Annotated in this window: 12 protein-coding genes and 4 pseudogenes; 4 read left to right on the top strand and 12 right to left on the bottom strand. The window is 71.4% G+C overall.

Annotated features, from left to right (window positions below; all coding sequences use genetic code 11):
* Nucleotides 1–519 precede the first annotated feature (519 nt).
* From SAVERM_RS00995 to SAVERM_RS45210, 4 genes and pseudogenes are all read right to left on the bottom strand, one after another.
* Nucleotides 520–1176: an IS6 family transposase gene (locus SAVERM_RS00995; protein WP_202497587.1), complete on the bottom strand. Its 657-nt coding sequence runs from the start codon at nt 1174–1176 to the stop codon at nt 520–522.
* A 65-nt stretch (nt 1177–1241) separates the two neighbouring features.
* Nucleotides 1242–1816: pseudogene (locus tag SAVERM_RS00990) on the bottom strand (IS701 family transposase); the annotation flags it as partial.
* Between the two features lie 368 nt (nt 1817–2184).
* Nucleotides 2185–2910, bottom strand: a complete 726-nt coding sequence (locus SAVERM_RS45685) for an ATP-binding protein (RefSeq protein ID WP_420822304.1) — start codon at nt 2908–2910, stop codon at nt 2185–2187.
* 38 nt (nt 2911–2948) lie between these two features.
* Nucleotides 2949–4691 (bottom strand): annotated as a pseudogene (locus SAVERM_RS45210) (PAS domain-containing protein); the annotation flags it as partial.
* Nucleotides 4692–5507: 816 nt separating this feature from the next.
* Between SAVERM_RS45210 and SAVERM_RS00980 the strand changes: the two are divergent.
* On the top strand, nt 5508–5774 hold the full coding sequence (locus SAVERM_RS00980; RefSeq protein ID WP_078234656.1) for a response regulator transcription factor: 267 nt from the start codon (nt 5508–5510) through the stop codon (nt 5772–5774).
* A gap of 199 nt (nt 5775–5973) precedes the next feature.
* Here SAVERM_RS00980 and SAVERM_RS45680 read toward each other — a convergent pair whose 3' ends face one another.
* The 4 genes and pseudogenes from SAVERM_RS45680 to SAVERM_RS00965 form a co-directional block, all read right to left on the bottom strand.
* A complete protein-coding gene (locus tag SAVERM_RS45680; RefSeq protein ID WP_078936752.1) occupies nt 5974–6891 on the bottom strand; it encodes a transposase family protein in 918 nt (305 codons plus the stop codon).
* 66 nt (nt 6892–6957) lie between these two features.
* Nucleotides 6958–8193: a cytochrome P450 family protein gene (locus SAVERM_RS00975; protein ID WP_010981545.1), complete on the bottom strand. Its 1236-nt coding sequence runs from the start codon at nt 8191–8193 to the stop codon at nt 6958–6960.
* Nucleotides 8194–8823: 630 nt separating this feature from the next.
* Nucleotides 8824–9727 (bottom strand): annotated as a pseudogene (locus tag SAVERM_RS00970) (glycoside hydrolase family 15 protein); the annotation flags it as partial.
* Between the two features lie 260 nt (nt 9728–9987).
* Entirely contained in the window at nt 9988–10551 is a 564-nt protein-coding gene (locus SAVERM_RS00965) for a hypothetical protein (protein ID WP_010981542.1), read from the bottom strand.
* A 1474-nt stretch (nt 10552–12025) separates the two neighbouring features.
* Here SAVERM_RS00965 and SAVERM_RS00960 point away from each other — a divergent pair.
* Together SAVERM_RS00960 and SAVERM_RS00955 are read left to right on the top strand one after the other, a co-directional pair.
* Nucleotides 12026–12253 carry a hypothetical protein gene (locus SAVERM_RS00960; RefSeq protein WP_010981541.1) on the top strand — a complete coding sequence of 76 codons (228 nt, stop codon included), beginning with the start codon at nt 12026–12028 and terminating at the stop codon, nt 12251–12253.
* 934 nt (nt 12254–13187) lie between these two features.
* Nucleotides 13188–13547, top strand: coding sequence for a hypothetical protein (locus tag SAVERM_RS00955; RefSeq protein WP_037652246.1), 360 nt, complete (start codon nt 13188–13190; stop codon nt 13545–13547).
* A 29-nt stretch (nt 13548–13576) separates the two neighbouring features.
* Here SAVERM_RS00955 and SAVERM_RS00950 read toward each other — a convergent pair.
* Nucleotides 13577–14580: pseudogene (locus SAVERM_RS00950) on the bottom strand (IS256 family transposase); the annotation flags it as partial.
* 386 nt (nt 14581–14966) lie between these two features.
* Between SAVERM_RS00950 and SAVERM_RS00945 the strand changes: the two are divergent.
* A complete protein-coding gene (locus SAVERM_RS00945; RefSeq protein ID WP_010981538.1) occupies nt 14967–15320 on the top strand; it encodes a hypothetical protein in 354 nt (117 codons plus the stop codon).
* 273 nt (nt 15321–15593) lie between these two features.
* Here SAVERM_RS00945 and SAVERM_RS00940 read toward each other — a convergent pair whose 3' ends face one another.
* From SAVERM_RS00940 to SAVERM_RS45205, 3 genes are read right to left on the bottom strand one after another with little or no spacing between them, the layout of a single operon-like run.
* Nucleotides 15594–19328: an aminotransferase class I/II-fold pyridoxal phosphate-dependent enzyme gene (locus tag SAVERM_RS00940; RefSeq protein WP_010981537.1), complete on the bottom strand. Its 3735-nt coding sequence runs from the start codon at nt 19326–19328 to the stop codon at nt 15594–15596.
* Nucleotides 19322–20827 carry a beta-ketoacyl [acyl carrier protein] synthase domain-containing protein gene (locus SAVERM_RS00935; protein ID WP_010981536.1) on the bottom strand — a complete coding sequence of 502 codons (1506 nt, stop codon included), beginning with the start codon at nt 20825–20827 and terminating at the stop codon, nt 19322–19324. The genes SAVERM_RS00940 and SAVERM_RS00935 overlap by 7 nt, the downstream gene beginning before the upstream one ends.
* Nucleotides 20824–23406 (bottom strand): MMPL family transporter, encoded by a 2583-nt coding sequence (locus SAVERM_RS45205; RefSeq protein WP_148663778.1) that lies wholly within the window; start codon nt 23404–23406, stop codon nt 20824–20826. The genes SAVERM_RS00935 and SAVERM_RS45205 overlap by 4 nt, the downstream gene beginning before the upstream one ends.
* Nucleotides 23407–23462 lie beyond the last annotated feature (56 nt).

Genomic DNA, 23462 nt, shown 5'->3' with positions numbered 1-23462 from the left:
CCTGCCCGGACTTGGGCGGCATCGGCACCCCTTCATCACGAACAAGCACAGCCATCCCCCATCGCAAGACCCCAAGTACTGTCAAAACTCGGCGATAGCACTCTCCGCCCGCACCGGGCGTGTCGTCCCTGAACGACAAGTGGTGTCAGATCCCGCTTAGAAAGCCAGGCTGCTGGACAGCGTCCTCGGACTCGAACCCGCCAACGGGGAAGAGCAGCCGCCTGCGCGCCGGACACAGGCCAACCGGTGGGCCACCCACCCCACCTGGCCGCGGCACGCCAGTTCCACACCCGCGAAGGTCACCTGCGAGTCCCAAGGAAGCATGTCGAGAACATGGCTGGTGAAGACGGAGAGGATGGCGTGGGTATCCGGCTCGGAGGGTGGCTCGACAACCGGCACCGACCGCCGCCTGACCCGCCACCGCCTCGGAACGCCGGGCAGGGCGTTGTCACGTTGTTGGGTGCGTGACTGTCTGATGGTGCGTCGGGGCATGGTGGGCCTGCGGTCCGGGCCTGTTGTTCAGGCCGTGGTGGGCCGGCTGGCAGCGCCGGTGATCTGGTCCCAGATGGCGAAGCGGATGGTCATCTCGGCTCGGTGGTCAGAGGCTGTCATCAGGTGGCGGTGGGGCCGGAAGTGGGGTGAGATGCCGCTGAACGCGGACAGGAACCGCTGGGCTCCACCGGTACTGCGGAAGCCCTTCATCGCACGTTCACGCTGCCGCGTGGGCTGGTGGCTATTCTCGGCCCGGTTGTTCAGTCCCTTGTGCGAGCGGTGCTCGACGGAGGGCATGACCTCACGGTGGGCCGCGCCGTAGGAGCGGAGCTTGTCCGTGACGACCACCCTCGGCACCGACCGGGTCTCCTTCATCAGCCTGCGGAAGAAGCGTCGGGCGGCGGCCTTGTCCCGCCGGTTCTGGACGAGGATGTCGAGTACGTTGCCGTCCTGGTCGACGGCCCGCCACAGGTACTTCAGCTCCCCGTTTACCCTGACGAACACCTCGTCCAGGTGCCACTTGTCCCCGGGCCGGGGCCGGCGGCGGCGCAGTCCGTTCGCGTAGGCCTGGCCGAACTTGGCGCACCAGCGACGCACTGTCTCGTAGGAGACGATGACGCCTCGCTGGAGCATCAGCTCCTCGACCTCGCGGAAGCTGAGCGGGAACCGGAAGTACAGCCACATGCAGTGGGAGATCACCTCGACCGGGTACCGGTGCCCCCTGTACGACGGCGACGTGCTCCCCACGGACGACCCCTACCAGCTTGATCAACCAGGAGATCATCCCACCCCGTCAGCCAACGTGACAGTGCCTGCGCGACCTCGGGTGGGATGCGGGTGATGGCCCGGCGGTCGGTGTCCGAGGCCCACTCCTTTGGCAGGAACAGGCGCCACTGCAGCGGGCAGGAGGCAGTGTCGGTCGCGGCGTGGACGGTGACCGCGACCTGGCAGTTGGCCCGTTTGCCCAGAGCCCCGCAGTACTGCGGGGCCACCGCGACCGACATCCTCTCGTCCTTGGGCACCGACACATCGTCGATCACCCAGGCCACCGGGTTGATCAACGGCAGCATCCGCTCGGCGATCCGTCGCTGCACCGGCACGGGATCCCACGTCGACTGGTTCACGAACTGCTGCAGGTTCTGCTCGTTGCCGTCCGGCAACCGCGCGGCCATCGCCTGGATCGACTTGCGGCGACCGTCCAGCATCAGTCCCCGCATATAGCAGTCACCCTTGGCCGCTGGTCCTTGCGCGGCATCGACACGAACACATCAGCGATGTATAACGCCAACGTCGCCCGGACACTGTTCACTTCATGTGCGTCCACACACCCAACATGCTCCCGAACAGGCCCGACAGGAAGACCTAATGGAGTCCTATTAGTGCTGTCCTCAAACGGTGTACGTGTAGCGGCGTCTGAGGGTTCGGGTGGGTGGTGCGGGCTTGCCCCACACCGCACCGCAGCTCGTCGGCTATCTGCGGCACCAGCCACCCGCCCCAGCTCAGCTCCACCGTCCGACAGCGCTCCACCACAACCTTCGGCGCCTTTCTGGCCGACGCCAGGCGGTGGACCATCTCCCGCTCGCCCTCGTCACGGCCCGGCCGTGCCCTCAGCACCACTACCCAGCACCGGCCCCGAGCACCCGCAACTGCCCCGCTACCAGCCGCTATACCCAACGAAAGCGGAATTCAGTATTAGTTGGGGGTGAGGGTTTGTTCGGTCCAGACGGTTTTGCCGGTGGGGGTGTGGCGGGTGCCCCAGCGTTGGGCGAGTTGGCCGATGAGGAGGAGGCCGCGTCCTCCTTCGTCGTAGGTGCGGGCGCGGCGCATGTGGGGGGTGGTGTTGCTGGTGTCGGAGACTTCGGTGGTGAGGGTGTGGTTGTGGTGGATGAGGCGGAGTTGGATGGGTGGGTGGCCGTAGCGGATGGCGTTGGTGACGAGTTCGCTGACGATGAGTTCGGTGGTGAAGGTGGTGTCGGTGAGGTTCCAGGTGGTGAGTTGGGTGGTGGTGTGTTGGCGTGCTTGGGCGACGATGGCGGGGTGGGAGGGGAGGTTGAAGGTGGCGATTTGGTTGGTGTTGAGGGCGCGGGTGCGGGCGATGAGGAGGGCGATGTCGTCGTCGGGGCGGTGGGTGAGCATGGTGGTGAGGATTCTGTCGCAGACGGTGTCGAGGTTGTGGGCGGGGCGGGCGAGGGCGTGGAACATTTTGTCGAGGCCTTCGTCGATGTCGTGGTCGCGGGTTTCGAGGAGTCCGTCGGTGTAGAGGGTGAGGAGGCTGCTTCGGGGAGTTGGGTTTCGAGGGTTTCGAAGGGGAGGCCGCCCAGGCCCAGTGGGGGGCCGGCGGGGACGTTGAGGAAGCGGACGTTGCCGTCGGGGGTGACGACGGCGGGTGGGGGGTGGCCGGCGCGGGCGATGGTGCAGTGGCGGGTTGTGGGGTCGTAGACGGCGTAGAGGCAGGTGGTGCCGATGCCTGCGGCGGTTTCGGTGGTGCCTTCGGCGCCGCCGCCTTCGTCGGCGGCGAGGTGGATGACGAGGTCGTCGAGGTAGGTGAGGAGTTCGTCGGGGGGCAGGTCGACGTCGGCGAGGGTGCGTACGGCGGTGCGGACGCGGCCCATGGTGGCGGAGGCGCGGATGCCGTGGCCGACGACGTCGCCGACGACGAGGGCGACGCGGGCGCCGGAGAGGGGGATGACGTCGAACCAGTCGCCGCCGACGCCGGCTTTGCTGCCGGCGGGCAGGTAGCGGGTGGCGATGTCGAGTGCTCCCTGGTCGGGCAGTTTCTGGGGGAGCAGGCTGCGCTGCAGGGTCATGGTGGTGGTGTGTTCGCGGGCGTGGCGGTGGGCGTTGTGGAGGTGGACGGCGGTCTGGGCGGTGAGTTCTTCGGCGAGCCACAGGTCGTCTGCTTCGAAGGGTTCGGGGCGGTGGCTGCGGGCGAAGAGGGCGACGCCGAGGGTGGTGCCGTGGGCGCGCAGGGGTACCACCATCACCGAGTGGGTTCCCTGCCGGCGGGTCCAGGCGGCTGTGGGGTCGTTGGCTGCCCAGCGGGTGAGTGCGGGGTCGTCTGCTTCGTACAGGGCGCCGTGGCCCTGGGCCAGGCACTGGGCCACCGGTGACTGTGCCGGGTAGAGGATTTTCTCGCCGGCTGCGGGCGGGGTGGCGGGGTGCGTGTCGCCGCCGTCGCCGTCGTCGCCGTCGTGGCTGGTGTGGCTGGTGTGGCTGGTGTGGTTGTCGGGGGTGGTGTGCAGGGCGGTGCGGTGCATGGTGATGGGGCCGGTGGCGGGGAGGCGGGCGGGTTCGCCGCCGCGCCGGGGGACGTCCAGCAGGTCGACGGCGGCGAAGTCGGCGAGCCGGGGAACGGCGACGTCGGCCAGTTCCTGCACGGTGCGCTGGATGTCGGAGGTGGTGCCGATGCGGGCTCCGGCATCGTTGAGCAGCAGCATCCGCTGCCGGGCCAGGTGTTCTTGCTGGCGGTGGTGGGCTGCCAGGCATACGGCGCGCACCGTTCCGCCGGGGTCTTTCAGCGGGGCCAGTGTGGTCGACCAGCCGCGCTGTGCGCTCACCCCGGTGGGGTGGAGGTAGGCCTGCATGTGCTGTGTCTGGCCGGTTTCCAGTGCGCGGCGCATTTTTGTTTCGGCTTCTTCGCTTGCGGGGCCGGGTGTGATCTCCGGCAGGCGCAGCCCGCGCATCTGTTCCTCGGGGAGCAGCAGCGCACTTTCCATGCCGGTGTTGGCGGTGACCAGCCGCAGGTCTGTGTCGAAGACGGCCAGGATGCAGGGGGACTGGCTGAACACCCATTCCCGCAGGGCCTGGCTGTCGGGGGTGCGGGGACTTGCGGAGGCCGCGGTCACCGCGGACACCACGAGCCACTCGGCCGGCTGCGGTCCTTGCGGTGTGCGGCGGTGCGCGAGGAGGTTGCGCAGCAGCCGGTGGCCGTCGCGGTGCAGGAGTGCCACCTGGCCGCTGAACCGCTCGCGCCCGGCTGTCTCGCGCCGTGCCTGTTCGCCCGTGCCGTCGGCGAGCAGGCGTGCGGCGGGATGTCCCACGATCTGCGGGGGCGTGTAGCCCAGCAGTTCGCGGGCGCCTTCGCTCCACCCCGTCACGATGCCCTGCTCACTGATGGTGGCGGTGGCCGTGCAGGCCGGTGCGGGGGAGGCGTCCGGTATGTCCGCCTGCTGGCCGGCAGGGGTGGGAAGTCGCTCCATCGCCGCTCATCTCGCCCTTCGCGTCCTGTACGGCCGGGGCCCTCCTGACAAGCATGATCCTGAGGGGCACGGAGCACCAACCCGGCGCTGCCGCCAGGGGGCGTGCCCCAGGCCCGCGCCGCCGGCCGCGCCGCCGGCCGTGCCCCGGGCCGTGCCCCGGGCCGTGCTTCGGGCCGTGCCCCGGGAGGCGGCCGGCGGCTCAGAGCCAGCCTGCCCCGGCCCCGCGGGGCCGGCTCAGAGCCAGCCTGCCCCGGCCCGGCGGGGCCGTCCGTCCCCGCCGGGCCGCGGCTCCCCGGCCGGCCTGCCCGGTCGCCAGCCCTGCCTGCCCCCCTCGCAGGTCTGCCCGGCCCCGTCGGCGGGGCCTGGCCGGGCCTTGCCGGCCGCCGGGGCACGCAGAGCCTCGGCCCGCCGCAGTCACCGCCCGCCTCTGCTCCGCCTCGTGCCGCGCCGCTTCCGTGCTGCGCCGCTCCGCCCCCCGTGCTGCGCCGCCTCGTGCCGCGCCGCCCCCGTGCTGCGCCGCTCCGCCCCCCGTGCTGCGCCGCCTCGTGCCGCGCCGCTTCCGTGCTGCGCCGCTCCCGTGCCGTGCCGCTCCCGTGCCGTGCCGGGGGTGGCCGGGTGGCGGGGGAGGGGATCTCGCGGGGTGGCGTTGCCTGCGGGCGTGCCCTGTGACGTGCCTGTGACAGTCGGCGGACAGCGTCATGAAGTCGGCGGGCCAGGCTTTTCGAAAAGGGACAAACAGCATCTTTCAGGCATTTGTCCTCTGCTTCCGAGGGTGTGAGCAGTGATGACCGGACCGACCTGTCGGAGGAAATCCCCATGAGTCTCACACTCACCGCGCCGTATGCCGAAGCCCCCGCCCCCGCCCCCGCCCCCGCCTCCGCCCCCGCCTCCGCTCCTGTGCTGGCCCCGCGTGAGCGGGAGACGCTGCGGCACATCGCCGCCGGGCGTACCTATCTGCAGACCGCCCGCCATATGGGGCTGTCCAAGCACACGGTCGACGCCTATCTCCGCCGTATCCGGGCCAAGCTCAACATCAGCAGCACCGCCGAACTCACCCGGCTGGCCATCTCCCTGGGCCTGTGACGCACTACCGCCCCGAGCGGGAAGCCGCCGGGAAGACGCCCTGGGCATCCGCCGGCACCCGCGCACGCGCCCGGCACCCACCGCGCCCGGCACCCACCGCGCCCGGCACACGCCGCGCCCGGCACACGCCGCGCCCGGCACACGCCGCGCCCGGCACACGCCGCGCCCGGCAGACACCGCGCTCTGTACTCGCGGCTGCTCACCGGCCCGGGCCGAGTACCTCCACCTCGGCCCGGCCCGGTAGGCAGCAGCAGGGCTGGGGCACCGCTTCGCCACCGGATACCCGCCCCAGGGCCCCGCCCGCGGCCCTGCCTGTCCCCGCTTCCGGGCCGGGCTGCGGCCCGCGGGAGGAGTCCCGTCGATGGCCTTTGGGGTGTCGGCGACAGCGCACTTGCGTTCCCGCTCCGCCTCCGCCTGGCCCCGCCCGGCCCTGCTCCGGCTGAATGACGTCCCGTAAGCCGGTGTTGGGGAAGTGCAGGGAGTGTCCCTGGCCGAGGTGGGGTTGCCCGGCGAGGGCCAGATGGTGCGGCCGGGCCACGGCGAGGATGGCCTGGTGGACGCCGTCGCCGCGTAAGCGGCAGTCACGGAGGATCTTGTAGGTCTTCCTCCGGGAGAAGGCGTGCTCGACGCAGGCCCTGGCCCTGCGGTGGACTGCGTTGCCGGCTTGCTGCTGAGGCGTGAGCGGTCGGTCTTTACGCGGCCAGTGCGGGATGAGGGCGGGTGTGCCGCGATAGCCGCCGTCGCCGAGGAGGGGCGCGTTCTTGACGGCGCGGGCCGCACCCGATTCCCGGTAGGCGCGGGCGCCGTGGCGATTGCCCGGCAGTGGGCGTCCGGCCGCCACGACCAGCTGCGTGTCCTGATCGACGCTGATGGTGGGCGGCCGGCCCGGCCTCGGCTCGCCGGCCAGTGCGTCCGGCCGCCGGGCGAGGAAGCGCCGCCGCCACTTTCGGACCGTGTCCGCGGCCACCCGCAACTCTGGGGCGACCGCGACGAACGGCGGTACGTCCGGCCCTGCACACGCCGGCACGATCCGCGCCCGCAGGGCCAGGGCCCGGGCCGGTGTCGCCCGGCGCGTGCACCGCTCCGACTCCGCCCGCTCGTCATCAGACAGCAGCAACAACTCCAGTTTCGGGCCCCGGCGAGGAACTGACGCACCAGCAGCAGAAGTCACACCAGCTAACGATCAGCTACTGGCGCTGGACGTCGGGCGCAGGTGCACGGGGACGGAGGTGTGTCCGTTGCTGATCAAGCTCGGCAGTGCCTCCAGCGCGGTCCGCTCCGTGGCGAGTCGGGCGTCGGGGAAACGCTCGAAGAGCAGGCGCAGCGCGGTGGCGACTTCGAGACGGGCCAGCGGGGCGCCGAGGCAGAAGTGGACGCCGTGTCCGAAGGCGAGGTGTTCCTTGCTGGGGCGGGTGGCGTCGAAGCGGTCGGCGTCCTCATGCCAGGTGGGGTGGCGGTTGGCGGCAGCGTAGGAGGCGAGGATCGCCTCTCCGGTCTTGATCGTCTGCCCGTCCGGGAGGGGGATGTCGATGCGGGCGTAGCGCAGGGGAAGGTGCTTGACCGCGGGCTGGTGGCGCAGAGTCTCCTCGACCACGTCCTGCCAGGTGCAGCGGCCCTCCCGGACGTGGGCGAGCTGGCAAGGGTCGGTCAGCAGGGTGGTGATGGCCTGGTCGATGACGTTGACGGTGGTCTCGTACCCGGCGCTGATCATCAACAGGAGTGTGTCACGCAGCTCGGCGTCGCTGAAGGCGGAGCCGTCTTCCTCGTCGCGGGCGGCGATCAGCAGTGAGGTCATGTCCTGGCCGGGCTCGGCGCGCCTGATCTCGATCAGGGCGTCCAGCAGGGCGTAGAGGGCGGCGGTGTTCGCGGCCTGTTCCTCGGCGGAGAGGTGGGTGGCGAACACGTTGTCCACTACGGTGCGGAACTCGGTGCGCCGGTCGGCGGGGACGCCCATGAGCTTGCCGATGACGGCGATCGGGAGCGGATAGGCGAGGTGCTTGCGCAGGTCGGCCACCTCGCCGGCAGGGAAGGCGTCGAGGCCGTCGAGCATGCTGTTCACGAGGGCCTCGATGTCCGCCTGGAGGGCTGCGGTGCGGCGGGCCGACAGGGCGGGGGCGACCATGCGGCGCAGGCGGCTGTGGTTGTCGCCGTAGGCGGTGAACATGTTCTCTACCGCCACCCACAGAGCCAGCGGCCAGGTGGGCACGGTCTCGGCGAAGGCCGGCCAGTGGGCGCGGCCGTCCTTGGAGACGTCCTTGCTGGTCAGAAGCTGCTTGAGGAGCGCAGGGTCGGAGACGGACCAGGCGCGCACGCCGAGGATGTCCACCAGCGCGGCGGACCCGCGCTCGCGCAGGGCCTGGTGTTCGGCGTCCGGGTCGGATCCGGTCGGGTCGAGGACGATTATCTGCTGTTCGGACACGTTGAGGTCTCTTTCAGCTCGTGGGGAAAGTGACGGGCAGGGCGACCAGCGAGCGGTGGAAGGGGCCGGGGCGCCAGGCGAGGCCGGCGCGCCGGCCGTCGAGGTCCGTCTCGGCCAGGGTGTCCAGGACATGGAGGGCATCTCGGCGATGAGGCAGGCGTGCGCACCGGCCGGGCAGCGGTGCGGGCCGGCGCCCCAGGCGAGGTGGGCCCGGTTGCCCAGCGGGCGCTGTGTTCCCAGGGCGGGGCCGTTGTTGCAGGCGGCGCAGCTGATGACTGCCGGCTGGCCGGTCGGCAGCAGGAAGCCGCCGATGTCCAACGGCCGGGGCGGGTAGGCCATCGCGACGTTCGCGAGCGGCGGGTCGCGGTAGAGGACCGTGTCCAGGGCCTCGCGCACGCAGGCGTCGCCGGCGTGCAGGTCTGCGATCCGACCGGCCGCCTGGTGGATCTGGGGCAGCGTCTTGTGAACCAGTTTCTGCAGGGGCACGCGCGGTCGCCTGCTGTTCGCGCGCCAGGAGGCGGGCCTGCTGCCGCGCCATCTGCCAGCGGCGGTAGGCGACCCAGGCTGCTGCCACGGCGACCATTGTCGCAGCGGCAAGCAGGATGACCAAGGCGGTGACGGTCGCGTTTATCAGACATCCGCCGCCAGGAGCACTTCGGCCTCGGCTGCGGGCGCCCCCGAGCCGAGCTGCTGCAGCAGGAGCGCGGACCCGATCACCCCGATGTGGCTGTACGCCTGCGGGAAGTTTCCCAACTGCCATCCGGTGACGTGGTCGTACTCCTCGGCGAGCAGGCCGAGGTCGGTGCGCAGGGCCAGGAACCGGCCGAAGAGACCGTGGGCTTGGCCGGGCGGCCGGTCAGAGCGAGCGCGTCGACCATCCACAACGAGCAGAGCAGGAAGGCCCCCCTCGTCACCGTCCAGGCCGTCGAGCCCCGCGTGATCTCCTGCGGTCGGGTAGCGCCGTACGAATCCCTCCAAAGTGGCCGGCTGCCGGCGCACCGCCTCCACCGTCCCCAGCACGCGGGGGCCGCCGGGGGACAGGAATCCCACCCGCGGGAAGCAGCAGAGCGGCGTCGACCTCCTGCGATCCGCAGGACTGGGTGAAGGTGCCTCAAACCGGCTCGAAGCCGCGGGTGCACACCTCGTGGCGGATGGCCTCGCGCAGTTCCATCAGAGCGCACAGGCCGGCGTCCAGGGCGCCGGCCTCGACCAGGCGGATGGTCCGGTCGACCACGGCCCAGGCCATGACCTTGGAGTGCACGAAGTGGCGGCGCTCACCTCGGACTTCCCAGATGCCCTCGTCGGGCATCTGCCACCGCTCGGCAAGGTGCTCGACCAGCCGCTGGTGCAGGACCGCGGTGTCGCCGCAGCGGGCCACACCGCTTTGGTGGGCGAGGTACAGGGTCTCGACCACGTAGCCGTACACGTCGAGCTGCAACTGGTTCGCAGCCCCGTTGCCGATCCGGACCGGGCCGGAGCTCTCGTAGCCGGGCAGCCGCCGCAGCTCCCGCTCCTGCAGATCCCGCTCTCCGGTTCCGTGCTCCGCGCCGGCTCCGGCTTCCCTGCCCCGGGCTCTGCTCCGGCTCCGCCCCGGCTCCGGCTCCGGCTCCGCGCCGGCTCCGGCTCCGCCCCGCTCTGTCCCGTTCGGTGCGCTGTGGGCGGGGGTGCCGGGCTGTTCAGGGTCTGCCGGGTGGGCGGGCGGCAGGGCCGGCCCGGTTGGCCGGCAGGTTGTTCGCTCGCGGGGTGTTCAGGCGGTGATTTCTGTGCGGGTGGGGGGCGGGTGTCCGGGTGTGTTCAGCAGCCGGTGCCGGCCGGGGTGAACTCGATGCGGGTGTGCTCGGCCATGGTGAGGGCTTCGTCGTAGGTGGTCCGGGTGACCTGGTACCAGCGGTCGTCCTGGGAGGTGTCGCCGTCGACGTCGTCCAGGCGCACGCACCACTGTTGCGGCCTGACGGTTCGTGTGTAGGTCTCGGTGCCGTTGCGGACCTTCTTGCAGTCCTGGTAGTGCTCCGTGGTGTACCAGGTGCGGGTCTTCTTCCGGGTGCCCGTTCCCCTCTGCTGGGTGTGCTTGGCCCGCCGGGTGGCAGGCGTGCACTTGTTGACCAGGTGCGGGCGGGTGGCCTTGGCGGTTTTCCTGGAGAGGTGGCGGACCGAGTCCCGCAGTCCCCGCACGGTGTCCGTGTCCGGCCGGGCGTGCGGGGCGGCGTCCTGGCCGCTCCGGCCGGCGTCGTCGCTCCAGGAGGACCCCAGGTCCGCGCCGCCGCTCCCGCTCCCGTTCCCGGTTTCGCTGCCGCATGCGCCCAGCCCGGCTATCACCACCGCGGTCGCTGCGGCCGCTATCAGTCGCTTGCTGAACATGTCTCCCTCTGCGGTCACCAAGAAAGTGCCTGGCAGGGGCCTTGGGATCACACCGCAAGGGACGCCAGGGGCCCGGGCGTCGAAACTGTCTGCGCCGCGGCAGCGGTCAGCGTAACTGATCACTGGCCGGATCCCGCCGCTACCGGCGGCCCGGACGTGCCCAGTTGAACGGCGGCGGGCGTAAGGCGTCCCGCCCGGGGGCCGCGAGAAGTGCCGGCCTCCTCCCGGGCCCGCTCCGGCGCCCTGCCGGCCCGCTGTACGGCTGCGCGGCTGCATACAGGATTCTGGGGGCCGTGCTGCGCGCTCAAGGACCTGGGCTCGGCAAGCCGTGCTCTGCCAGGGCCGGTTGGGAGCCTGGTCCGGGCAGGCCGGCTGTCTGCGGACCCTGCGCGGTGTCCGGGTCCGCCGTCACTGCCGGCACTCTTCCCCGCTTTCCCGCCCCCGCTCCCCGCGCTTTCCCGCTGTTTGCCCGCCGGATGTGGTGTGCTTGTGGTGCGGGGCCGCCGTGATGCCGCATGACAGCGCCGGGGAAGCATGGTGCAAGTACCGGGTATCCGTTCCGTGCATGCAGGCCTGCACCTGACCCCGCCTGGTAAGCCTGGTGGTGACGGCTGCTGCAGGAACTCGGGTCACTCCCGCTACAGGCACAGCCCGCCTCAGCCGCGCATCTCGACTGCTGTGCCCCCTCGTTGACCGCGGTTGACCGCGGGATGTGGCACGGCCGGCACGCCGACACCCGCTTTAGGAGTTCGATCGTGCCCCTGCGCGGCTGCGGTCCAGCTCGTGTGTGGGGGCCATTGCCGGGTGCTGACTGTCGCGGCTGTTCGTGGTCGTTGATGTCAGCGTTGGATGTCAGCGGAACAGCTGTGGCACAGGGCAGAGCTGCAATGGCTCGTCCGGCCGGTCGGCCCACTGCCACAGGACGTGTCGGGCGGTGCACGTCCACAGCGCCCGGCAGGTCCGTCGACCATCGTCCTCCCGCTCGGAGAGCACGAGGCCACCAGATCTCATGGGCTGGCTGCACTCAGGGCAGACCAGAACGTCGCCGCTCATGCAACGCACCTCAGCGACGCGACTGCTTCGTCCCGAAGCAGCTTGGGTGGGGGCTGTGCCATGGGCTGGCGTACACGTCATCTGCGGTGCTGGTCCGCTGGCGTACGTGCTCGTCTGCCGCTGTTCGACAGCGTTGCTGGGCAGATTGGACACTCAGTCGGGACGTGCAACCCCCTGGAAGGCGCTGTTCTTCACCACCATCAGTTACCCACCACTCTCCCCGGCTCCCATCCCGTCCGCCGTCGACCCGCACACCGTGGAGCGGGCGTGGTCCATGGCGGCCAGTGGCACGGGCGTGGCACGCGCCGCCTCGATGAGGGTCACCCGTTTGTCTGGAAGATCACGCAACCGAATCTCCGCTGCGCCGTAGTCTCGTGCGTAGTCTCGTGCTGACCACACAGACGCGGGGGGCGTTCACTCGATGGCAAGCAAGCCGGTACGTGCATCACTGGGCGAGGTCTGGCTCACCTGCCAGATCTGCCGAGGCGACCTGTTCCGAGAGCGTGGTGTCCTGCTCAACAGCACCGGTATGGAGTTCATGAAGCTGGCCTGGGCCGACGAGAACGCCACCGGCCTGATCTGCTGGCGGTGCGGCTACGTGCACCTTTTCGTCAACAAGGACATCAAGCTCTACCGGGCGGACAAATAGCGCAGATCGCGGCCGGGTGGGGGCTGCCCTGACGAGGCGGTGACCGGCGCGTTGTCCGCGCTCGGCGACGCTCTCTGCGGGTCCCTGCCGCCACGGGACCACGCGGCCGGCAGAGTCCCACTGGGCGAGTCAGGCTCTGGGCGGTCTCGAAATCCGTCGTGGCAGCGATGCCGCCGTGGGTTCAGATCCCGCACCCACCGCAGAAGAACGGCCCCTGACCAGGTAAACCGGTCAGAGGCCGTTCTCCTGTGCGCTGTCCGTCAACCACCGTGGCTCCCCGTCAGTTACCGGTCGATCGGGCACGGCAGGGGCACGACACCTCGCTGCGTCACCAGGACTCGGCCTGCAGGAAGAGCATGATCACCTCTGCGAAGAACCAGATGGAGAACACCAGACACGCAAGCCACAGTCCCCACAAGAACCAACGAGCCTCTCGTCGTATGCGCATGAGCGGATCATCTCCCGTCGCGGTCCTGGGCCTGTCACCGGCCCAGCCCTTCCATCCCGCAACTCACCCCGGCTCCCGTCCCGTCCGCCGTCGGCCCGCACACCGTGGAGCGGGCGTGGCCCCTGGCGTTCGGGCGGAGCGCGCCACGGTACGAACGACCTGGACGCCAGGGGCCGCGTCTGCCCGGCTCCGAGGGCCGACGGGGCCCGGCCGGGCGCGCTCGGTTCAGCAAGGCGCCCTTGCTCGCCGGCCCGGTGATGGGTCGCGTCCCTTCTTGTGGTGTAGCCGATCAACGGGACGTTGTGTTGGTGGTGTTGGGTAGCGCGGGGGCTCATTTGGGGGTTCAGTGGGCTTGCGTACCGCGGTGACCAGGCCGTTGAGGTGGTCTGGAGCGGTGCTTCGCTGGAGGTGTGGGTCTTGCCAGGCTGGCCCCAGCCCGCGAAGGTGATCACCTCAAGAAGGGCCGATCATGCAGGTGGTATTGCAATGAGCTTCGATCTCTATGTCTGGCACGAGCCGATGCCGATCACGGTCGACCGGGCACTCCTTGTCTGCCAGAGTTTGGCAGCCGGCGATGACACCGTTGTTCAGCCTGACCCGCGGAATCTTGCCCTCCTGGATGATCTGCTGGTCGGGTTCCCCGACCCCGACGACCCGGATGACGATGAGATCGATGACCTCGTGTGGAGCGTGAGCCCCGACGTAAACGAGCATCGGTTGATCCTCTGCGTCGGCTGGTCGCGGGCCGATGACTTCTCTCGTGCGGTCTTCGCCCTTGCGCAAAAACACGGCTTGACCTGCTTTGACCCGCAGCGCAACGAGGTCCACAACCCATCGATGTCCTGAGGGGCGCGTGCCCCTTGTGGCGTGGCCGATCAACCGGCCGTCGTGCTGGTGGTGTGGGCTAGTGCGGGGGCTTGTTCGGGGAGTTCAGCAGGGTAAAGCTGGCTCATGCTGCCCTCGGGCAGGTAGCGGCGGGGGAAGGCGATCCACTCGTCGTGCAGCTCGAAGAGCACGGCGGTGACCAGCCGCAGGAGGGCGTCGTCGTTCGGGAAGACCTGCACGACATCGGTGCGGCGCTTGACCTCGCGGTTGATCCGCTCCAGCGGGTTGGTGGACTGGATCTTCTTCCCATGACGCTCGGGGAACGCTGCGAAGGCGGTCAGGTCGTCCTTCGCCTCCAGCAGCATCGCCTTAACCTTGGGGAACTGCTTGCCGAGCATGCCGGCGACGGTGTCGAGCTGGGTGCGGACCGCGTCGGCGGTGGGCTGGGCGAAGATCGTGCGGATCGTGGCGGCGGCCATCTCGGCCGCTTCCTTGTTGATCAAACTGAACACGTTGCGCAGGAAGTGAACCCTGCAGCGCTGATACGCGGCCCCGAGCATGACCTTGCGGATGGCCTTGACCAGTCCCACGTGATGGTCGCCGATGACGAGCCGGATACCGGTCAGACCGCGTTCGCGCAGGTGACGCAGAACTCGGTCCAGAACACCTCGGTCTCGCTGTCGCCGACCATCACGCCCAGCACCTCCCGGCCGCCGTCCTCGGTGATCCCGGTGGCAATCACCACGGCCCGGGACACGATCTGGTGCTCGACCCTCGCCTTGCAGTAGGGCGCGTCCAGATAGATGTATGGGAAGCGGACGTGATCCAGGGGCCGGGCACGGAACGCGGTCAGCTCGCCGTCCAGGTCCTGGCAGATACGCGAGACCTCGCTCCTGGATATCCCGGTGTCCACACCGAGGGCCTTGACCAGGTCGTCGACCGACCGAGTGGACACGCCGCGGACGTAGGCCTCCATGATGACGGCGTACAGGGCCTGGTCGATGCGGCGGCGCCGCTCCAGCAGCGCGGGGAAGAAGCTCCCTGACCGCAGCTCGCGGGGAAGAAGCTCCCTGACCGCAGCTTGGGGATCGCGAGGTCCAGGTCGCCGCTGAGACAGGGCCACCCTGCACCTCCCACGTTGAACTGGCCTTTCACAACGGAGAGTTGCACGGTGGCCCGCCCTGCGGGCAGGGAGCGGCAATCAGGTCAGCACACGCCCCCGGCGCACTCCCCAACCGTGATCGGCTCCACCACGACAAGGGACGCCATCTCGGTGATGTCCTGTCAGTTTGGTGGTGTCCTGTGATGTCTGGCCGGTCACGGCGGCCGGGGTGCCGAAAACTGCGTGGCCGGCGGGTCCGGGCCGGCGGTATCGTCCCCTTCTCCCCGGCCGGGCCGATCCCCGATCCCGCGGCTTCCCGGATGCAGAAAGTGATCCACATGACCAGCCGGCACGGAACGACGACCCTGTGGCGCCCCACCGGCCCCAAGGAGCTGGACCTGGTCCGGGAACTGAAGTGGCGGGCGTGGCCCGCGCGGCTTTTGGGGCAGCCGTTCTTCTACCCGGTCCTCAACGAGGACTACGCGGTCAAGATCGCGCGGGACTGGAACGTGAAGCACGACGGTGCCGGCTTCGTCACCCGGTTCGAGGTCGAGTCGCAGTTCCTGCGCCGGTATCCCGTCCGGCAGGCCGGCGGGCAGACGATTCTCGAACTGTGGGTTCCGGCCGCAGAGCTCGACGACTTCAACGCCCACATGGCCGGGGAGATCGAGGTGGTCCACGAGTTCCGCTGAGACAGGGCGGCTCATGGGCACGGCGTAGTGGTGCACGGACCGGGCGGCGCGCCGCTACGCCCTGCTGCCCGGGTGTCCCGGGCCGGGGTGTCCTGGGGCCGGCCGGCCCGCCCGGGGGCCGCGTCAGCGGCGCTCCTCGGCCCGGGCACAGCCTGCAAGAGGGGTGTCTTTGCGGCGGTGTCGATGCCTGCCCTGCCCGGGATCCGGCCGCGGCCCGGGGGCCGGGCCCGGTGCGGTCGCCCGCAACGGCGGGTGTACGCCGCAGGGGTGCCTTCAGGCGGCGGGGGCGGTGTCCGCCTGCCGCAGCCCGTGGGCCAGTTCCCGCACGGTGTGGTGGATCTGGTCGGGCGTGTGGTCGCAGGTGATGAAGAAACGCAGCCGGGCCGCCTTCTCGGGTACCGCCGGATACAGGATGGGGTTGACGCTGATGCCCTGCTCGAAGAGCGCCTCGGCGAGCTGCAGGGTCTTCGCCGAGTCCCCGACGATGCACGGGATGATCGGCGTGTCGTGGCTGGGTCCGGTGTCGATGCCCGCCCGGTGCGCCAGGCGGGCGAAGAGGGCGGAGTTCTCCTTGAGGCGTGCCACGCGCTGCGGTTCGGCCCGCAGCACGCGCAGGGCGGCCAGGGACGCGGCCGTGTTCGCGGGAGTCATGCCGGCGCTGAAGACGAAGCCCGGAACCGTGTAGCGGAGGTAGTCGACCACCGTACGGCCGGCGGCGACGTAACCGCCGCAGCTCGCCAGCGCCTTGGACAGCGTGCCCGACCACAGCTCGACGTCCTGGCGGTCCACGTCGAAGTACTGGCCGATGCCGCGCCCCGCGGCGCCGATCACTCCGATGCTGTGCGCCTCGTCGATCATCAGCAGCGCGCCGTGCCGGCGCTTGACCTCGATCAGGGCGGGCAGGTCGGCGATGTCACCGTCCATGCTGTAGACGCCCTCGGCGACGACCAGGACGCGGCGGTAGTGGTGGCGGACCTGGGTGAGGAGGGCGTCCAGGGCGGCCGCGTCGTTGTGCGGGAAGGGCCGCCGCCTCGCGCCGGAGAGCCGGCATCCCTGGATGATGCTGTCGTGGGCGAGGGAGTCGTGGACGATGAGGTCGCCCTCGCCGACGAGGTGCCCGATCACGGTGACGTTGGTGGCGTGCCCGTTGACGAGAGTGATCGCGGCCTCGCATCCGAGGGTGGCGGCGAGTTCCGCTTCGAGTTCCAGGTGCAGGGGACGGCTGCCGGACAGCAGCCGGCTGGCGGACACCGAGGTGCCGCAGCGTTCGATGGCTTTTCTGGCTGCCTCGTTGACCTGGGGGTGCGTTGCCATGCCCAGGTAGTTGTAGCTGGAGAACGACAGGAGCTCGCGGCCGCCGACGACGGTCGTGTCCGTCATGCCGCGTTCATGGACCACGAAGTACGGGTTGGGCAGGCCCAGTCGGCTGTACGTGGCCAAGCGCTCGTTGTGCGCGGTGACCTCCGGGAAGCACTCGATTTGTGTCTGCTGCTCGGGCAGGCCGGCGGTGGCGGGCCCGGTGCGCGCCGCGGGCACCGCGTGCAGGCCGGTGTGCGCCGGCGGTACCGCGTGCAAACCGGTCCGCGTCGGCGGCACTGCGTGCGGGCCGACGGCGGGCGGGTCGGGCAGGGCGTCGCCGTCCGGACCGGCATCCGGACCGGCGCCTGGGCCGGCACCCGGTCCGGCGTTTGGTTCGGCGTTTGGTTCGGTGACGGCTTGTGGTGCGGCGAGGGCATCTGCCGCCTCCCGGCGGCCCGTCGGCCGGGTGCGCGGTGCGGTGAGCGGTGCGGTGTCCGCGGAGCCGTCCGTGATCATGGTGATGAGGCCTTCGACGGTCGGCCGGTCATAGGTCTTCTCGTCGATCGTCAGGAAGGGCCACTGCCGTTTGAGGGATGCGAACAGGTCGGTCAGCATCAGGGAGTCGAAACCGAGATCGTCGGTCAGCAGCTGCCGCCCGTGCAGATGACTGATCGGGAACGCGCTGATCCGCGCCACGTGAGCGAACACCGTCTCCGCGGCCTCCGCAGCCTCCGCAGCCTCCCCGGCCTCCGTGGCCTCCGTGGCCTCTGAGACCTTTGTTGCCTCTGCGGCTTCCCTGATCTGCGTGATGTCCGTGATGTTCCGGGCCGCTGGGCGGTCTGCGTCCGCCGAGGCCGCCGCAGGATCGTCGTCGGCGGGCGGTGCGCAGCGCACGGCCGGGACAGCCGGGATGCCGGAGGCTGCCGGGGCAGGGGGAGCGGAGGCTGCCGGGGCTGTGGAGGCTATGGGCAGGGCCTCGCTCTGCGCCGCCGGCCCGGTGGCGTGGTGCGTTCCGAGGGCTTCGCTCAGGCGGGTGAGCAGCGCGCCCTGTTCCCGCAGCAGGGTGAGCGCCTCGTGCAGCACTTCCTGCCCGGTCGCCTGCCAAGTCGCCGGCCCGTCCGCTTGCCCGTCTGCCTCCCCGGCCGTTTGCCCGGTCGTTTCCCCGGTGGCTTCCCCGGTGGTTTCCCCGGCCGTCGTCCGGCCGGTGGCCGGCTGTTCGGTGCGCGGGGCGCCACAGGGGCCGAATGGTGCGGGCCGGAGCGGGACGCCGGCGGTCGGGGCTTCGTTGTTCACCGGGTTCACCGGGTTCACCGGGTTCACCGGGTTCACGGGGGTTGCGGGTCGGCGGGGCTGCCGTATCCAGTAGGACTGGGTGTCGAGCCGGGCCACCGGCAGGTCCAGCAGCCGGCGGTCCTGCTGGGGGATCAGGGCGCGGGGGTCCACCGGGGCGCCCAGGACCGCGAGGTGGGCCAGGGCCTGGAGGAAGCCGCGTCCGCTGTCGGGCGCCGGCCCGTCGGTGCCCGCGAGACGAACGTCGCCGTGGCCGGCGAGGCTGCGGCGGACAGAGGCCAGGAGCGAGCGGTTACCGGTCACCTGGAGGAAGACGCGGGCGCCGTGGGCGTAGGCACTGCGGACGGCCTCCTCGAAGCGGACCGGCGCGCACGCGTGGCGGGCCCACAGCTCGCGCAGCTCGGCGGGGTCGCTGCACAGGGCCGCGCTCACGCACGACACGAACGCCACGGGGGGCCGGGTGACGGGGCGGCGGGCGAGATCCGCGCGCATGGCCGCCTCGGCACTGGCGAGCCGCGGCGAGTGGAAGGCGTTCGACACTTCGAGCGTCACCGCGGCGACCTTCGCTGCGGCGCAGGCGCGCCGCAGCGCGGCGAGGCCCTGGACGGTGCCGCTGACCACGACCTGCCGCGGGTGGTTGAAGCAGGCGAACCACACGTCGTCGATCCCGTGGACCAGCCGCCTGCAGGTCTCTTTGTCGCTCTGCACGGCGAGCATCCCGCCCCGGGCGCCGGTCTCGGCCTGGGCCAGGGCGGCGCCCCGGTGGGCCAGCAGCCGGACGGTGTCCTCGTCGGTGAGCGCGCCGGCCGCGGCGGCCGCGGCGAATTCTCCGGCGCTGTGGCCCAGCGTGAGGTCGGGGCTGACGCCGCAGGCGGCCAGCAGGCGGGTGGCGGCGATCTGGACGCTGCCGAGCAGCGGCTGGCACACATCGGTGCCGGCCGGCCGCTGCCGCAGCTGCGCATCGCCGGGAGGGGTGCTCGCCCGCTGTCCGTACAGCACCTGGGCGGGAGAGAGGCCGGTGTGCTCGCGGGCCGGGGCGCCCAGCGTGTCCAGGGCCGCCCGGAACAGGCCGGACCGCTGGTAGAGGTCGTGCATCATGGCGGGGCGCTGACTGCCCTGGCCGGGGAAGACGAAGGCGATACGGCGCTGCTCCGGCGGCAGGGGAGCGTCCGCGGCGAACGCGCCGTCGCCCAGGTCGCCCCGGACGCCGTCGGCGAGCTGCCGGCGGGCTCGGCGCAGCCGCCCGGCCAGTTCGTCCGGGGTGGCGGCCACCACCGCGAGCCGGGCGGTGAGCATCTCGCGGCCGCCCAGGGTGTGGGCCATGGCTGCCGGCGGGGTGCCGGGCGAGCGGTCCAGGAAGTCGAGCAGCTCACCGATTTGCCCGTCCAGCAGGCGGGGGCTGCCGGCCGAGATCAGCACGAGGTGGGGTTCGGGGCGGTGCCCGGGGCGGGATTGGGGGCGAGGCTTCGGTGCGTCGCACGGGGGCGGACCTCAGCGGTGCCTGCGGCATGGCCGAGGGGGGCGGGCGGCGGGGTGAGGACCACATGGACGTTCGTGCCCCCGAAGCCGAAGGAGCTGACGGCGGCCCGCAGCGGGCCCCCGCTGCTCGGCCATGGCCGGGCAGCGGGGGCGAAGCGCAGGCCGGCCGCTTCGATCCCGAGGTCCGGGTGGGGGGTGGTGTCCGGCTGCGGCACGATCGTGCGGTGGTGGACGACCAGGGCCGTCTTGATCAGCCCCGCGATGCCGGCCGCGGACAGCGAGTGCCCGATGAGGGCCTTGGCCGAGCCGAGGTAGCACAGGGCGGGATCGTCATCGGGGTACTCGGTGCGCAGCCGGCGCAGCGCCTGGGCCTCGGCGCGGTCCCCGGCCCTGGTGCCGGTGCCGTGGGCCTCGATGAAGCCCACCGAGGAGGGGGTCACACGGGCGTCGGCGTAGGCGCGGCGCATGGCCCGCAGCTGGCCTTCGGGGGTGGGGGCCAGCGGTTCGGGAGAGGCGCCGTCGTTGGCCGAGCCGATGCCCTTGATGACGGCGTAGACGCGGTCGCCGTCGGCGAGTGCGTCCGGCAGCGGTCGTAGGACGACGCTTCCGGCGCCTTCGCCGAGGACGAACCCGTCGGCGTCCTTGTCGAAGGGGCGGCACACCCCGGTGGCGGACAGTGCGCCGAGCTGGGAGAAGCCGACCAGGCCGTCGGGGGTGAGGCTGAGATACGCGCCGCCGACGACAGCGATCCGGCAGGTGCCCTGGCGCAGGTGGGCGACGGCCGTCTCAAGGGCGATCAGTGAGCTGGAGCAGGCCGCATCCACGGCGAAGCTGGGGCCGCCGAGGCCGAACTGCCGGCTGACGGTGGCGGGCGCCATGTTGAGCAGGCTCCCGGGCAGGGTGAAGGAGTGGATCGTGCTCAGCTCCTCGGCCCGCTCCCTGAAGGCCTCCAGGATGCGGGGGTCGGTTGCGCCGCCGATGGACCCGTCGGCGAGGCTGACGGCGCGGATACGGGCCGTCATGAGGTCCTTGTAGTCGGACACCGATATCCCGACGAAGACCCCGGTGTTCTCCCGGTCGAAGCCGCCGCGGCCCCACCCCGCGTCGTCGAGGGCCTCGCGGGTGACGTCGAGCATCAGACGGTGCTGGGGGTCCATGGCCCGCACACGGGCGGGCGGCAGACCGTAGTGCAGGCCGGCGAACCGCTCCACGCCGTCCAGGAAGGCGACCTGGTCGGTGTATGCGGCATGGCCGCCGCGCCGCCTGCCCGGTTCGTGGAAGGTGTCGTGGTTCCAGCGGTTTGCCGGGACCGCGGAGAACTGCCGCTGTCCGCTCAGAAGGAGCTTCCAGTAGGCCTGGATGTCGCCGGCGCCGGGGAAACGGCAGCCGAGTCCGACGATGGCGATGCCGGTGGCGTTGTCGGTGGCGTTGTCAGTCATGAGAGGCCTTCCTGGGTCGGGTGGCTGGAGCGGGAGACGTCGGGTGTGCGCCGTGATGGGGACGAGACGGGAGGTACGGCAGGGCCTGCACCAGCCGGTGCCTGCGATGCCTGCGATGCCTGCGATACCTGAGGTACGGGCGGTACGGGCGGTGTGGGCGGTGCATGCCGTGCGGGCGGCGGCGGAGGCGCCCGGCGCGCCGGCGGATCGCCTGTGACGGGCGGGCCGTTTCTGGCGGGCCGGTCGCGTCGCAGCCCGCGCGGTGCCCACCAGTTCCAGCCGCCCGCCAGGCGCATGAGCGCGGGCACGAGGACGCCGCGCACGAGGGTGGCGTCGAGGAGAACGCCAAGACCGGCGCCGATCCCGAAGAACTGCAGGAGGGACACCTGGGAGGTGCCGAAGCTGAGGAGGGTGAACGCGAGCAGGGCGCCGGCGGTGGTGACGATGCCGCCGGTGCGGGCGATGCCCGTGACGATCGAGCCGGCCGTGTCCTGCCCGGCGTCGTGGGCTTCCTTGATACGGGCGAGGACGAACACCTCGTAGTCGACCGAGAGCCCGAAGACGATGCAGAACAGCAGCACCGGCATGGTCGTGGAGAGCGGTCCGGGCGTGAAGCCGAGCAGGCTCTGCAGATGGCCCGTCTGGAAGACCCACACCATGGCGCCCATGACCGCGGCAAGGCTCAGGGCGTTCAGCGCGATCGCCTTCAGCGGCAGGATCACACTGCGGGTGAAGCCGAACAGCAGTACGGACGTGGTGAGGGTGATCACGGCCAGCGCCAGCGGAAGCCGGCCGGCGACCGTGTCCTTGGCGTCGACCAGGACCGCGCTCGGCCCGCCGACGTGGACGTGGGTGTCCGCGGGCGTGGGCATCGCGCGGATGGCGCGAACGAGGCGCTGGGCGGCGCCCGACCGGGGGTCGGCCGACGGCACCACCGAGTGGAAGGCCGCCCTGTCGGTGCCGGAAGGGCCGGCCTGGCCCGGGCCGGATGCGGCCACCTGCCGGCCGTCCCGGTAGACACCGAACGGCCCCACCACCTGGGCCACGCCGGGCAGCGCGGACAGCCGGGGGGCGTAGTCGAGTGCGACCTGGGGTGTCGCACTCGTGGTGAAGACCGTCAGTGCCCCGGCGCTGCGCGTGCCGAACTCACCGCGCACCAGGTCCCCGGCCTGCCGGCTGAACGAGCCGGCCGGCAGCGCCCGGTCGTCGGGGGTGGCGAATCCGGCGTGCGCGAACGGCGCGGCGAGCACCGCCAGCAGGCCGATCACCGGCACCGCGGCCAGCACCGGGCGGCGCACGACACGGCGCGCCAGCGCCTCCCACCAGCGCGACGCGCAGCCCGCCTGGACCCTGCGGCGCCACGGCACCGGCCAGGCGTTCACCCGCTTGCCGAGCAGGGTGAGCAGCGCCGGCATGATCGTCAGGGCGGCCACGGCCGCGATCGCCACCACGGCGATGCCCGCATACGCGAAGGACCGCAGGAAGTACGGCGGGAACACCAGCAGCGTCGCCAGCGCGGCACAGACCGTCGCGGCACTGAAGACGATCGTGTGGCCCTCGGTGCGCACGGTGCGCAGGGCGGCGTCGCGCGCACTGTGCCCGCCGGTGATCTCCTCACGGAACCGCGAGACGATCAGCAGCCCGTAGTCGATCCCCAGGCCCAGGCCGAGCACCGTGGTCAGGTTCAGCGCGAACACCGACACATCGGTGACACGGCCGAGCACGCTCAGTACCAGCAGCGTCCCGGCGATGGACAGGACCCCGATCAGCAGGGGCAGCAGTGCGGCCACCACACTGCCGAACACCAGGACCAGCAGGATCAGCGTCCCCGGCAGGACCACGGCCTCGGCCCGCTTCAGGTCCGACTCCGAAAGGTCCTGGAGCTCGGCATCGACGAGAGCCGGCCCGCCCACGTGCACCTTCAGGGCCGGCATCCCCTTTGCCGCCGCCCGGGCGGACGACCCGCCGGCCGGCGATCCGCCCGTGGAAGACCCCGCAGCGGACGGCCCCGCAGCGGACGGCCCGGGAGTGGACGGCCCGGCGGTGGACGGCCCGGGGGCGGATGACCCGCCGGTGTACGGCCCGGCAGCGGTCAGCGCCTCACGCAGCCGCTTGACCCGCCCACCGAGCTCCTCGCCGGTGCCGTCCACGTGCGCGAGCAGCATGGCCGAGCGGCCGTCCCGGCTGCGCAACTCGGCCGCACGGCCCCTCCAGTACGAGGACACGGCGCTCACCTGCGGCTGCGCCGCCAGACGCCTGGTCAGGTCCTCGCCCGCCCTCTGGGCGGCGGCGTCGTCGACGAAGCCGCCGGGCACCTGCACCACGACGACCAGGTTCGGGGCCGCCCCGAGGTGCTCGGCCGTCACCCGGGCCGCGAAGCTGGAGTCGGAACGGGGATCGTCGTACCCCTGCGTCTTCAGCCGGCCACCGGCCCCCGCACCGAGCGCCACACACAGCACGAGGAAGACGAACGCACCGAAGAGGACGAGCCGCGGGCGACGAGTGGCAGCCTCCCCGATCCAGCAGAACATCCCAGCCTCCAGTGCGGTCGAGGTCCGCTCCTCAGATGCAGCGGACACTCGACTGCCACCGTGCCCGGAGCGCGCGCCCCGCCCCAGCCCCGGCTATTCGTCAC

This window comes from Streptomyces avermitilis MA-4680 = NBRC 14893 (assembly GCF_000009765.2).
Lineage (GTDB): Bacteria > Actinomycetota > Actinomycetes > Streptomycetales > Streptomycetaceae > Streptomyces > Streptomyces avermitilis.
Note: the sequence above shows the minus strand (reverse complement) of the source record. Positions and strands in the feature narration are given on the sequence as shown.

Bases quoted from the DNA above. Each gene is read 5' to 3' on its own strand.
- SAVERM_RS00935 (WP_010981536.1), bottom strand. From the start codon at position 20,827: ATGACTGACAACGCCACCGACAACGCCACCGGCATCGCCATCGTCGGA.
- SAVERM_RS00960 (WP_010981541.1), top strand. From the start codon at position 12,026: ATGGCAAGCAAGCCGGTACGTGCATCACTGGGCGAGGTCTGGCTCACC.
- SAVERM_RS00980 (WP_078234656.1), top strand. From the start codon at position 5,508: ATGAGTCTCACACTCACCGCGCCGTATGCCGAAGCCCCCGCCCCCGCC.
- SAVERM_RS00945 (WP_010981538.1), top strand. From the start codon at position 14,967: ATGACCAGCCGGCACGGAACGACGACCCTGTGGCGCCCCACCGGCCCC.
- SAVERM_RS00965 (WP_010981542.1), bottom strand. From the start codon at position 10,551: ATGTTCAGCAAGCGACTGATAGCGGCCGCAGCGACCGCGGTGGTGATA.
- SAVERM_RS00995 (WP_202497587.1), bottom strand. From the start codon at position 1,176: ATGTGGCTGTACTTCCGGTTCCCGCTCAGCTTCCGCGAGGTCGAGGAG.
- SAVERM_RS00955 (WP_037652246.1), top strand. From the start codon at position 13,188: ATGAGCTTCGATCTCTATGTCTGGCACGAGCCGATGCCGATCACGGTC.